Source organism: Agarivorans sp. QJM3NY_29 (assembly GCF_050870835.2).
In the GTDB taxonomy this organism is placed as follows: Bacteria; Pseudomonadota; Gammaproteobacteria; order Enterobacterales; family Celerinatantimonadaceae; genus Agarivorans.
The window spans coordinates 1,074,359-1,087,472 of record NZ_CP194036.2; the positions used below are offsets into that span (position 1 = coordinate 1,074,359).

At 45.6% G+C, this 13,114-nt stretch carries 9 protein-coding genes; 8 read left to right on the forward strand and 1 reads right to left on the reverse strand.

Translation table 11 applies throughout. The features are described from left to right. Positions 1–405 precede the first annotated feature (405 nt). Both ACRRS0_RS04925 and ACRRS0_RS04930 read left to right on the forward strand, forming a co-directional pair. The gene (locus ACRRS0_RS04925; RefSeq protein ID WP_432454310.1) at positions 406–4,662 is read left to right on the forward strand and encodes a PKD domain-containing protein; all 4,257 of its coding nucleotides are present in this window, start codon (positions 406–408) and stop codon (positions 4,660–4,662) included. A gap of 145 nt (positions 4,663–4,807) precedes the next feature. Continuing rightward, positions 4,808–5,104, forward strand: a complete 297-nt coding sequence (locus ACRRS0_RS04930) for an ArsR/SmtB family transcription factor (RefSeq protein ID WP_432454308.1) — start codon at positions 4,808–4,810, stop codon at positions 5,102–5,104. Between the two features lie 67 nt (positions 5,105–5,171). On the opposite strand, the gene rpsT is transcribed toward ACRRS0_RS04930, so the two are convergent. Then, positions 5,172–5,432 carry a 30S ribosomal protein S20 gene (gene rpsT / locus ACRRS0_RS04935; protein ID WP_432454307.1) on the reverse strand — a complete coding sequence of 87 codons (261 nt, stop codon included), beginning with the start codon at positions 5,430–5,432 and terminating at the stop codon, positions 5,172–5,174. Between the two features lie 237 nt (positions 5,433–5,669). On the opposite strand from rpsT, the gene murJ reads away from it, so the two are divergent. From murJ to ispH, 6 genes are read left to right on the forward strand one after another with little or no spacing between them, the layout of a single operon-like run. Beyond that, complete coding sequence (murJ, locus tag ACRRS0_RS04940) at positions 5,670–7,247, forward strand: murein biosynthesis integral membrane protein MurJ (RefSeq protein ID WP_432454306.1); 1,578 nt, start codon at positions 5,670–5,672, stop codon at positions 7,245–7,247. A 42-nt stretch (positions 7,248–7,289) separates the two neighbouring features. Continuing rightward, entirely contained in the window at positions 7,290–8,228 is a 939-nt protein-coding gene (ribF, locus tag ACRRS0_RS04945) for a bifunctional riboflavin kinase/FAD synthetase (RefSeq protein WP_432454305.1), read from the forward strand. A gap of 20 nt (positions 8,229–8,248) precedes the next feature. Further along, positions 8,249–11,080, forward strand: a complete 2,832-nt coding sequence (ileS, locus tag ACRRS0_RS04950) for an isoleucine--tRNA ligase (RefSeq protein WP_432454304.1) — start codon at positions 8,249–8,251, stop codon at positions 11,078–11,080. Then, positions 11,073–11,585: a signal peptidase II gene (gene lspA, locus ACRRS0_RS04955; RefSeq protein WP_432454303.1), complete on the forward strand. Its 513-nt coding sequence runs from the start codon at positions 11,073–11,075 to the stop codon at positions 11,583–11,585. The genes ileS and lspA overlap by 8 nt, the downstream gene beginning before the upstream one ends. Next, positions 11,582–12,007 (forward strand): FKBP-type peptidyl-prolyl cis-trans isomerase, encoded by a 426-nt coding sequence (gene fkpB / locus ACRRS0_RS04960; protein WP_432454301.1) that lies wholly within the window; start codon positions 11,582–11,584, stop codon positions 12,005–12,007. Before lspA ends, fkpB begins: the two co-directional genes overlap by 4 nt. A 9-nt stretch (positions 12,008–12,016) precedes the next feature. After that, positions 12,017–12,952, forward strand: a complete 936-nt coding sequence (gene ispH, locus ACRRS0_RS04965; protein WP_432454299.1) for a 4-hydroxy-3-methylbut-2-enyl diphosphate reductase — start codon at positions 12,017–12,019, stop codon at positions 12,950–12,952. Positions 12,953–13,114 lie beyond the last annotated feature (162 nt).

Consider the following 13,114-nt stretch of genomic DNA (forward strand, 5'->3'; position numbering starts at 1 on the left):
TTGCTTCTTAATTGAAGGTATACCCGCTAGTGTTGCTAAAACTATAAAGTAACGTCGAAGGTTCGCTTACATCTCAAAGCGAATTCCGGTTTATATAATAAGTGTTGGCGTCAAGGCGACTAGCATACTGAATGTTTCTGATAACTCTGCGTAATGGCTTAATCACTTCGCCTGTTCGCTTTTGAGCTGAAGTACAGAAGCCTTGTGGAGTAGAGTCCATCTCAACTTCTACTTCACAAGTGATGCCTTAGGCATCAAATACGCAGGATCCAACCGTTATAGGGCAATTAAATATAATCGGCTTAACGGCCTACAAACCCATGTTTGGCTTCTGCATTTTAATCAGCAAGTAAAGCGTATCGAATAGCTATGTCTATGGCTATGGTGCGGGAAAGGAAGCAAATCATGAAAAAGATGTTCGCCATCACGATGGTGGCAGCGTCGGTCTCTGCGCATGCAGAAATCGCTGCAACTCATATTTACCATAATCACATGCCCAATTTCTGGCCTTATTACGATGTCAGTGAATACGATAATCTTGCGGTCGGGGAGGCGGTTCGCTATGCCTACGACGGTCAAGTGATTAACTTAAAACAAAACCCGCCAGCAAATTATAGTTTTTTTATTCCAAGCTCCGGGGCGCCGATGCCTCATGATGATTTGGTCTCGTATTATCAGCATCATGCTAAAACAGGCGCCTACCTGAGTTGGCCCATGGATACCGCGAAGTCTAATCATGGTAATCATCCACAGAGCCAAACTCATGTCACCATGTCGGCCGCGGTGATCAATAACGTACAAAGTTTTGCCGAGTTGGCTAATTTAGACGGATATAACCTAGGTTGGGGAGCGCATTGGCGAGAGGTTCAAGCGAATACTAAAACCTCAGGCGGTTTTAATGCATTAGATACCATTCACTTCTCTGGTCACCATACAATGGGGCCTTTAGTGGGTAATGAGTACTTTCTAAAAGATTTGATTTATCAAAATGTAACTTTAGCGCAAGATTATTTTCTAGGTGACGCCTTTAAGTCATCGAAAGGTTTCTTCCCGACTGAGCTCGGCTTTTCCGAGCGGATCATCCCAGTGTTAAATAAACTGGGGATTGAATGGTCGGTATTGGGTAATGTGCATTATTCCCGAACCCTACGTGATTATCCCTATTTAAATGATCCGGGGGTCGATACTTTAATTTCTCCACCGAATCGAGCGGACTTACAGAATGAAAGTAATATCGGGGCGTGGACCGAGTTGCACATGTTTAATGAACAGCAAAACACCATTAATAAATTTCCCTTCGCCTCGATCCCTCATTGGGTGCAGTATGTCGATCCTGAAAGCGGTGAGCAATACAAAGTTGCCGGTATTCCGGTTGAACAAGCGAGCTCTTGGGAAGAAGGATATCAGTGTAAAGTGACCGCTGATGTCATTAAACCATTTGTTGATGATGCGGCAAGCTTAGGGCGGACTCAGTTCTTTACCATTGCGCACGATGGTGATAATTCTTCTGGCTGTGCTGGTGATGGAAACACTTGGGCGAATTCGGGGAATGTAACTTATGCGGATACTACGGTTCGAGGTATGGGGGTAGAGGAATATTTGGCCGCGCACCCGATCCCTGCCGAGGATGTGGTACATGTTCAAGATGGCTCGTGGATCGATACTCGAGACTCTTCCGCAGATCCAACTTGGTATCATTGGCATATTCCAATGGGGGTTTGGAAGGGGCAAATGGCGGACTTTAACACCGCCAATGGCACCGACTTTGTCGCCACGCGTGAGCATATGGTCTCACTCGAATTGGGATATCATTATTTAGAACGTAATTTTGCGTTGCTTCAAGCCGCGGAGAACTATGCCAAGACCGCTGAGCAAATTTGGTTGGATAATAACCCTAATTATTGGAGCCCAAGTACCGAACGTGACCATCAAGTGACCTACCCAGGTAATCAATTGAATCCCTGGATGATGTCGTTTCCGCTGAAAGGAGATCCTGCGAACAATTACGCGGGTGGGGCTAATCCTGCGGAGCTAGGCTGGTACTTCTTATTAGCATCGATTGATTCGGGCTTTGGTTATTATGATGAGAATATTGATGATGGGGTGAAACCCACAGTGTCGTTTAATCAATCGCTACACTTCTCTGTTCCCTATGTGGAAGCAAATCTGAGTCAGGATAAAACTGGGCCTTCTTTATGGTGGCCGCAGCGCTACCCTTATAATCCAGGCAGCGCCAACGCGAGTAAGGCCGAGGGTTGGGCGAAGGTTTACGCCGATACTAAATTTGCCATCTATACCTATGGCTACGATGTGAGTGATATTCAAGACATCAAGGTAAAGGTTCGGGTACATAAGGATAAGTGGGCAACAGCCACCGATAAAACCTTTAAATTATACGATCCGAGTGCCCATAGTAGCGATCCAAATGTTGACCCTTCACGGGTTGGCGAGTGGCAGACTTTTGCGATGAGTGAACGGGATTTAAGTGCCGATATCAACGGCGTGAGCTGGCAGCCATCGGGCAAGGAAATATTTGAGGTGGTTCCGGCAGACAAAATCGGCAACATGTACTTCAGCTATATCGAGGACTTTCAAGAGCAGCTACTTGATTACTATATTGAAGCGCGCGATAGCAAAGGTAATATCACGCGTTCGGCTATTCAACAAGTTTATGTTGGCGCGGGTCAGTTCAGTCACGTCGATGGTAAGCTGGTGGAAGATGTCAACGGTAGCGTTGCAGGTGAAGCAATGTTCTTTACCGATGATGTGATTATTGGAGATGCTCGTCCAGTTGCTGATATTGATGCAAGTGATGCAGAGGTCGCACATGGGACAGTGGTTACCCTAAGCGCTGCCGGTTCAACGGATAGTGAAGGCCCTATTGCGAGCTATCTTTGGAGCACTGGTGAAACGACGCCGACAATTACACTCACTCTGAATGAGCGGACTACCATTTCAGTCACCGTGACCGATAGTGTGGGGCAAAAAGCGTCTACCAGTGTGAGCTATCGGATCATTGGACAAACTGTCACTTCCAGCGTGTACTACCAGGACAGCAATGGTTGGGGACAAGTGTGTTTGCATTACAGTATTGATGGCGGATTAACTTGGACAACGGCACCGGGAGTGGCAATGCAAAGTCTTGCTGATAATTGGTATCGCTTAAGCATTGATTTAGACAATGCTGATCAGCTTGAATTTGTCGCGAACAGTTGTAGTGGCGCTTGGGATAATAATGGGGGGGCTAATTACAGTGCAGGTGAAGGTGATTGGCAGGTTGCCGGTGGCGTGATTTTAGCAGGGATCCCCGATGGCGTTGACGGTAATATCGCCCCAGTGGCGGTGATATCTCCTGCTAGCCATACGGTGGCAGTCGGCACCGAGGTGACTTTAAGTGCTGCGGGGTCTAGCGATAGTGACGGAAGCATTAGCAGCTATGCTTGGAGTACTGGTGAAACCAGCCAAAGCATTACACTTACGGTGACTGAAACGCAAACTATTACGCTGACCGTGACCGACGATGCCGGGAAAACGAATACCGCTTCGGTGACCTTAAATGTTGCTGAAAATGTATTGCCAATTGCGGTGATTAGTCCCGCCAGTCAAACCGTGATTGCCGGTAGTGTGGTGACCTTAAGTGCGGCAGGTTCTTTCGATGAAGACGGTCAAGTGCTTAGCTATTTATGGAGCACTGGCGAAACCACCGCGGAGATTGACGTTACTGTTAATCAAAGCATGACGGTCGGGCTTACGGTCACGGATAATGATGAGGGGCAAGCCTCAACAGAAGTGCTCTTGAGTCTTGCGACGGAAAATTTCGCTGCTAATTTTGAGCAACTTTACTTCCGTGGCACTGCGAATGGTTGGCAAAGCTCAGCGATGAGCCTCATCGCGGATCATACTTGGCAAGTATTGGTTGATTTTGATGGCCAAACAGAGCAACGCTTTAAGTTTGATGTTAATGGTGATTGGAGTCAAAACTATGGGGATAACAATAGTGATGGCGTGTTAGAGCAAAGCGGCGGTGATATTTTCACTGCGGTCTCTGGCGTTTATTGGGTTGAAGTGAATGATCAAGAGCTTGCTTATCGCATTGTTGAGCAGAATGTAAATCAAGCACCAACTGCGGTGATCACTGCGTCTGCAACACAAATCGATATTGGTCAAAGCATTAGCTATAGTGCCGCAGCCTCTAGTGACAGTGATGGCAGCATTACCGGTTACTTGTGGAGTAATGGTGCAAATACTGAAACCACGACCATCACTTACGATGCCGTAGGCTCTTATGAGCTTAGCTTAACGGTTACTGACGATGGCGATAAAACCGGTCAAGCGTCGGTGTTCGTGACAGTAGTGGACCCCAATGCCAACTTCGTTGCTAATTTCGAGAACTTGTATTTTCGAGGCACCGCTAATGCTTGGCAAAATACCGCAATGAGCTTAGTCAGAGATAACATCTGGCAAGTGACTATCAGTTTTGATGGGCAAAGCGGACAGCGTTTCAAGTTCGATACGGTTGGAGATTGGTCTTATAACCTCGGTGATAATGAAGCCGATGGTATCCTGGAAGAAGCGGGGGCCGATATTTATACCGATGTTGTTGGCGATTATTTACTGGAATTAGATGATTTGAGTATGACTTATTCGCTCACTGCTTTGTAACGGAGTCGGAACGATAAATGAGCCGCTTTCGAGCGGCTTTTTTATGTTCAATACCGCGGCCATGGCGACTCCATTGCTCGATCCAGCTAGCTGAATTTGGTCATTTCACGTATAGTTTGGATAATTAATATTTTAGAGTTTGCAGATGAATATACAAAATATGCAGAAAAATGCTGAACCAGCATTGAAGCTACTAAAAGCCTTGGCGAATCAGAACCGCTTGATGATTTTGTGTCATTTGTTAGAAGGGGAGTTAACAGTTGGTGAATTAAATCAACGAGTTGAATTAAGCCAATCAGCTTTATCTCAGCATTTAGCTTGGTTAAGAAAAGATCAGTTGGTGATGACTCGTAAAGAATCGCAAACCATTTATTATGCTTTAGCGAGTAAAGAGGCAAAAGCAGTTCTGGTTCAGCTTCATGATTTATACTGTGCGGATTAAGTTTCTTCTTAATTTCACCAATAAAAAAACCGACTTAAAGTCGGTTTTTTTGTTCAAGCACCTTAAATTAAAGTGCGTTGATTTTAGCCACAATGCGGCTCTTATGGCGAGCTGCTTTGTTTTTGCTGATCAAACCTTTAGACGCGTAACGGTCTAGGATAGGTTGAGCAACAGTGTATGCTGCTTGAGCTGCATCTTTATCGCCTGCGTCGATAGCTGCAATAACTTTTTTCAAATTAGTGCGCATCATGGAGCGACGGCTAGCGTTATGTTGACGACGCGTTTCAGCTTGGATAGCGCGTTTTTTAGCTGACTTAGTATTAGCCAAGGTTAACTCCTGAACTTTGTCTTGGAATTATGAATTTAAAGGCCGTGGAATATGCCCGTTTTTCATGTTTATGTCAAACAATTTTTAACCAACTATAAAATCCAAGCAAGTAAAACCTAACTAAACGTTATGGTCGTAGCATCGATCTCTATAGGCGGGTAAACTGTGGCGCGATTCTACCAGCATTTTTAATGTTAGGGCAGAGGAATTTGTATAAATTGGCTACAGGACAGTGCATTGAGTAGAACCTTGTTAAAATCGGGCGCCATTGTGAGCGGTATGACTTTGATTTCTCGGGTGTTAGGTTTGGTTCGTGATGTGGTGATTGCGAATTTGATGGGGGCAGGCGTTGCCGCTGATGTATTTTTCTTTGCGAACAAAATACCAAACTTTTTACGTCGATTATTTGCCGAAGGTGCGTTTGCTCAAGCCTTTGTCCCGGTGCTGACCGAGTACAAACAAAATAATCGTGAAGATGAAGTGCGTTTGTTGATTGCCAAGGTAAGTGGCACGCTAGGTTTAGCGGTTACCATTGTGACTCTATTTGGCATTATTGGCTCGCCATTAATCGCGGCCTTGTTTGGCACGGGATGGTTTATTTCTTGGCTACAAGATGGGCCCGATGCAGCAAAATTTGAATTATCGGCTTTTCTTTTAAAAATTACTTTTCCTTATTTATGGTTTGTCACCTTTACTGGTTTATCTGGGGCCATTTTAAATGCCTTTGGCCGTTTTGCCGTGGCTGCTTTCACTCCCGTGTTATTGAACGTCGCAGTGATTGGTTTTGCGCTTGTTGTGTCTCCGCATCTTGAGCAGCCGGAAATCGGTTTGGCGATGGGGGTCTTTTTTGGTGGTCTGATCCAGTTCTTGTTTCAGCTGCCTTTTTTGTTGAAACTAAATTTATTGAGTAAACCTCAATGGGGCTGGAAGCACCCAGGGGTGACGAAGATCCGAACCTTGATGATCCCTGCTTTATTTGGGGTGTCGGTGAGTCAAATCAACTTGCTATTAGATACCTTGATCGCGAGCTTTTTGGTTACGGGCTCAATCTCATGGTTGTATTACTCCGATCGTTTATTAGAGTTTCCTCTCGGCTTGTTCGGCATTGCTATTGCCACGGTGATCTTACCAAGCTTGTCGCAACGCCATGTGGATAGCGATCCAAAACAGTTTCAGCAAACCATGGATTGGGCTGTACGTATGGTGTGCTTCTTGGGGATTCCGGCAACCGTGGGCATGGCGCTATTGGCACAACCCATTCTACAGGTGTTATTTATGCGTGGTGCCTTTGACCCTCAAGATGTCCTCAACGCATCCTATAGTCTGGTGGCTTATAGTGGTGGCTTACTATTTTTCATGTTGGTTAAAATTTTAGCGCCAGGCTATTACTCCCGACAAGATACTAAAACCCCTGTTAAATATGGCATCATCGCGATGGTCAGTAACATGGGGCTTAATTTGATTTTTGCGATCCCCTACGGATATGTTGGCCTTGCCATTGCGACCGCTTTATCTGCAGTATTGAATGCTAGTCTGTTATATCGAGGTTTACACCTTCAAGGGGTGTATCAGATGAGTCGCGCCAGTGCTTGGTGTATTGCTCGCATTCTCCTTGCATCGATTGTGATGGGGGCTGCGATTGCTTGGCTGTCACCAACAACAGAACAATGGTTTAGCCTCGCTTGGCATAGCAGTATGTTGCATTTGCTCAGCTATATTGGCGTTGCGGTCATCGTATATCTTATTTTACTGTTTGCTTTGGGGATCCGATTAGCTCACCTGAAAAGCAGTTTCGGGGCTGTAACTGGCGGCTAAACAAGCTATAATCCGTCGGTTTTTGATGAAATAGGCGCCGGAATGGAGTTAATTCGCGGTATATGCAATATAAAAGCACGTCATTATGGCTGTGCTTTGAGCATTGGTAATTTTGATGGTGTTCATTTAGGTCACCAGCAAGTCATTAAACGTTTAGTCGAACAGGCTCGCCAGCGAGGTCTGCCCGCTGTGGTGATGATTTTCGAGCCCCAGCCCTTAGAGGTTTTTGCTAAACGCCAAGCGCCCGCTCGAATTAGCCGCTTTCGTGATAAATACCAACAGTTGAAAACGTTGGGTGTAGACCGGCTACTTGTGGTCCGTTTCAATCAAGTATTTGCGGAACTGAGCGCCGATTATTTTGTACGCCAGTTGTTAGTTGAATTGCTGGGTATTCAATACCTTGCTGTTGGCGATGATTTTCGCTTCGGTAAGGCGCGTGCTGGTGATTTTTCGAGCTTACAAGTTGCGGGGCAACGTTACGGTTTTGATGTAACGGCAACTCACTCGTTTTGTATTAATCATCAACGAGTCAGCAGTACTGGTTTACGTCAGTATTTAGCAGAGTCTGATTTTAATACTGTTGGGCAGTTATTAGGACGAAAGTTTAGTTTTAATGGCAAAGTCATTCACGGTCAAAAGTTAGGACGTCAATTGGGGTTTGCCACCGCTAATTTAAAAGTGGCTCGTCATGTATGCCCTATTCACGGGGTATTTGCGGTTAAAGCTTATGTTCAGCAGCTGCCTGAACATCGATTTTCTGGCATTGCTAACATCGGTTGGCGGCCGACTGCAAATGGTAAAGATTTATTGGTAGAGGCCCATTTATTTGAGTTTGATGCCAACCTGTATGGCCAACGTTTAGTGGTTGAGCCGCAGTTGAAAATAAGAGATGAACAAAAATTTGATTCGCTTGACGCACTGAAAGCTCAGGTGAATCTCGATATTAAGCGAGCAAAAGCCTACTATGGCCTTGCAGAGTAACCGACTGGAAAAGTAATTCGATGAGCGACTATAAAGATACTCTTAATCTACCCAATACCGAGTTCCCAATGCGTGGTAATTTGGCAAACCGTGAACCTGCAATGCTAAAGCGTTGGAGTGAAAAGGATCTATACGGCCAAATTAGGCTGGCCAAAAAGGGTAAGAAGAGCTTTATTTTACACGATGGCCCTCCTTACGCGAATGGCAATATTCACTTGGGCCACGCGGTGAATAAGGTGCTAAAAGATATTATCGTGAAATCGAAAACCCTGTCTGATTACGATTCGCCTTATATTCCTGGCTGGGACTGCCATGGTTTGCCTATCGAGTTACAGGTTGAGAAAAAAGTCGGTAAGCCGGGTAAAAAAGTGACGGCAGCCGAGTTTCGTCAAAAATGTCGTGAATATGCCGCTAAACAAATTGATGGTCAGCGTCAGGATTTTATTCGGATGGGGATTCTTGGCGATTGGGCTAATCCTTACCTCACCATGAATTTTGATACCGAAGCGAACATTATTCGTGCCTTGGCAAAAATCATTGACAATGGGCACCTCATGCAAGGCTCTAAACCAGTACATTGGTGTACTGATTGTGGTAGCGCCTTGGCAGAAGCGGAAGTGGAGTACGAAGATAAAAATTCTCCTGCGATTGATGTGCGTTTCGCTGTGGTTGATGAAGCGGCGTTGCTGGCAAAATTTGATCATCCACAAGGTGCCGATGGTGAAGGTCCAATTTCTGCGGTGATTTGGACCACTACGCCTTGGACCTTGCCTGCGAACCGCGCCGTGGCTGTGAATGCACATCTTGAATATGTGCTGGTTCAAATTGAAACCGAGGATGGCAAACAGCGGGTTATTTTGGCGCGTGAGTTAATGGAGCAGTGTGTTGAGCGTTTTGGCGCAATTCACTTTCATGCGCTTGGGTATTGCCAGGGGGCTGCGCTTGAACTGATTCAAGTGAAGCATCCGTTCTACAATTTTGAAGTGCCGATTATTCTCGGCGACCACGTGACCACTGAATCGGGTACTGGTTGTGTACATACCGCTCCTGGCCACGGTCAAGAAGATTTCGCAGTCGGTCAAAAGTATGGCTTAGAAGTTGCAAATCCAGTAGGTGACAATGGTGTGTTTCTTGCCGACACCGAGTTTTTTGCAGGTCAGCATGTATTTAAAGCCAATGACAATGTTGTAGAAAAGCTGAAAGAAACGGGTGCTCTATTACACCATCATGCTTATCGTCATAGTTATCCACATTGTTGGCGCCATAAAACGCCGATTATTTTCCGTGCTACTCCGCAGTGGTTTGTCAGTATGGACCAAAATGGTTTGCGCAAGCAGGCGATGCAAGAAATTAAGAATACTCAATGGATCCCTGATTGGGGCCAGAGTCGCATCGAAAGCATGGTTGAGAATCGTCCCGACTGGTGTATTTCTCGCCAACGTACTTGGGGCGTTCCAATTGCCCTATTTGTGCATCGCGAAACTAACGAGTTGCATCCTCGCGCTGTCGAGTTGATGGAAGAGGTAGCGAAACGCGTTGAACAGAACGGTATTCAGGCTTGGTGGGATTTAGATGCAACTGAATTATTAGGGGATGAAGCGGCTAGTTATCGTAAGGTTGAAGACACTCTGGATGTATGGTTTGACTCTGGCTCTACCCATTCAAGTGTGGTTGCTGCGCGTCAAGAGTTTAATGGCCATGCCGCCGATATGTACCTAGAAGGTTCAGATCAACATCGTGGTTGGTTTCAATCATCATTAATGATTTCGACTGCCATTAATGGGAAAGCACCATACCAACAAGTGTTAACTCACGGTTTTACGGTTGATGCCAACGGTCATAAGTTTTCAAAATCATTGGGGAATGGTGTTGCACCGCAGGACGTATGGAACAAACTTGGTTCTGATATCTTACGCTTGTGGATCGCATCAACTAACTACACTGCAGAAATGAGTGTGTCTGATGAAGTATTTAAACGCAGCGCCGATGCCTATCGACGTATTCGGAATACTTCACGCTTCTTGTTAGCAAATTTAGCTGGTTTTGAACCTGAGCAACATTTGGTCGCTAGTGAAGATATGGTGGCTCTTGACCGCTGGGTGGTGGGGCGTGCCGCTGCAGTTCAACAAGAAATCGTTGAAGCTTACGAGCAATATCAGTTCCATGTGGTGTATCAAAAATTAATGCACTTCTGCTCAATCGAGTTAGGTAGCTTCTACTTAGATATCATTAAAGATCGTCAGTATACTGCTAAATCCGATGGTTTAGCGCGTCGTTCGTGTCAAACCGCCTTGTACCATATCGCGGAGGCATTAACACGCTGGATAGCGCCTATCTTGAGCTTTACTGCCGATGAAATCTGGCAGGCTCTGCCTGGTCAGCGCAACGAATTTGTGTTTACCGAAACTTGGTATCAAGGTTTGAGTTCTTTAGCGCAAGATAGCGCGATGAACGATGATTTTTGGGCGAAGTTAATCACCATTCGTGATGAGGTAAATAAAAACCTTGAACAAGCGCGTCGTGATAAGAAGATCGGTGGCACCTTAGAAGCGAAAGTAAGCCTCTATGTTGATACTGAATTGGCGCAACTATTAAGTTTGCTGGGTGATGAGTTACGCTTTGTATTGTTAACCTCTGAGGTTAGCTTACATACCCTAGAATCTGCTGGTGCAGAAGCCGCGAGCACTGAGTTAGCGAATATGAAAGTGCAGATTGAAGTTGCCGAAGCTGAGAAATGTGAGCGTTGTTGGCACCATCGAGAAGATGTTGGTCAAACAGAGGCTCATCCACATTTGTGCGCACGTTGTGTGAGTAATGTGGCTGGCGAAGGAGAGTCTCGTCACTATGCATAAGCAAGCTGCTATGACTGAAGTTTCAGCGACCGGCTTGCGTTGGCTGTGGTTGAGCGTATTGGTTTTTGCGCTTGACCAAGCCACTAAGTATGCAATCGCAGCTAACTTTAATTTGTATGAGTCGCTGCCAATTACACCGTTTTTCAATTTGGTCTCGGTGCGTAATTACGGTGCAGCTTTTAGTTTTCTCAGTGACGCTGGTGGTTGGCAGCGCTGGTTTTTCACTGCCATAGCGATTGGGGTTAGTGGCCTGTTGCTATGGTGGATGAAGAAAACTTCGGTAGCCCAAAAATGGCAGGCGATTGCTTATGCTCTGGTGCTTGGCGGTGCCGTTGGTAACGTATTTGATCGCTTGGTTTTTGGTTATGTGATCGACTTTCTAGATTTTTATATCGGGAGTTACCATTGGCCATCTTTTAATGTTGCCGATTCAGCCATCTGTGTTGGCGCAGTGCTATTGGTACTTGATAGCCTATTTAGTTCTCATTCTAAGGACACTAAATGATCCAGCAAGGTAGTACGGTTGAGTTGCATTTTGTGTTGAAATTGTCAGATGGCACTATCGCTGAAAGTACTTACAATTATTCCAAACCCGCGCAACTAGTGCTGGGGGATGGTAGCTTAACTGAAGGTTTCGAAACCTGTTTGCTAGGCTTGAAATCAGGGGATAAACGTGAATTTGAACTGCCAGCAGAGCAAGCTTTTGGCCTGAGTAATCCTGATAATATTCAGCACTTTGAACTCAGTAAATTTGGTACCGATGCGCTGGCAGAAGAGGGCAATATCATTGCTTTTGCTCAGCCAGATGGGAGTGAAATTCCAGGAATTATTAGAGCCGTTACTGGTGACTCAGTGACGGTAGATTTTAATCATCCTTTAGCGGGTCATACAGTGATCTTCGAAGTGGAAATTTTGGCGGTTCATTAAGGAACGATAATGGAAATAATCTTAGCCAACCCTCGGGGATTTTGTGCCGGTGTTGACCGGGCCATTTCTATTGTTGAGCGCGCTCTGGAAATGTTTGGTGCGCCAATTTACGTCCGTCATGAAGTTGTGCATAACCGCTATGTTGTGGATGGCTTACGTAAACGAGGCGCAGAATTTGTTGATGAACTGAGTGATGTTCCTGAAGGCAGTATCTGTATCTTTAGTGCACATGGTGTTTCACAACAAGTCCGCGCGGAGGCAAAACGTCGAAACTTAAAGATTTTTGATGCCACCTGCCCGTTGGTTACCAAAGTTCATATGGAAGTTACTCGGGCTAGCCGCAAAGGCATTGAGTGTGTATTGATCGGCCACCAAGGTCACCCTGAAGTGAATGGGACAATGGGGCAGTATAATAACGATGCAGGCGGTATCTATTTGGTGGAAACCGTGGCCTGTGTTGAAAAACTTACAGTAAAAAAACCGACGCATTTATTTTATTGTACTCAAACCACGCTGTCGGTGGATGATACTTCGGCGATTATCGATGCCCTGCGGCTTAAGTTCCCAGCCATTCAAGGACCACGCAAGGATGATATTTGTTATGCGACCCAGAATCGTCAAGACGCGGTAAAAAATCTTGCTGAAAAGTCTGATGTGGTGCTGGTGGTTGGTTCTAAAAATTCGTCTAACTCTAACCGTTTGCGTGAAAAAGCTGAAAAGTCTGGAGCTCAGGCTTACCTTATTGATGGTGTGAGCGATATTAATGCAGCTTGGTTTAAATCTGATAGTCGGGTGGGGGTGACCGCTGGCGCTTCTGCTCCCGAAGTACTGGTACAAGAGGTCGTTGCTGGTTTAAAAGATATGGGAGGGGTTCGTGTTATAGAGAATCCCGGTCGAGAAGAAAACACTATTTTTGAAGTCCCTGCAGAGTTAAGACTGATCTAGTCTAGCGCGTTCAGCATTCTCATATTCTATAAAAAAGAAGGCATGTCCTTCTTTTTTGCGCTATACACTAAATAACTAGGTTGTTAGAGGTTCGCTTCTGGCTGTTGCTCATGGATTCGGAGCGACATAGAGACTTGGCCTATTCGCGGCACGCTGCTATGG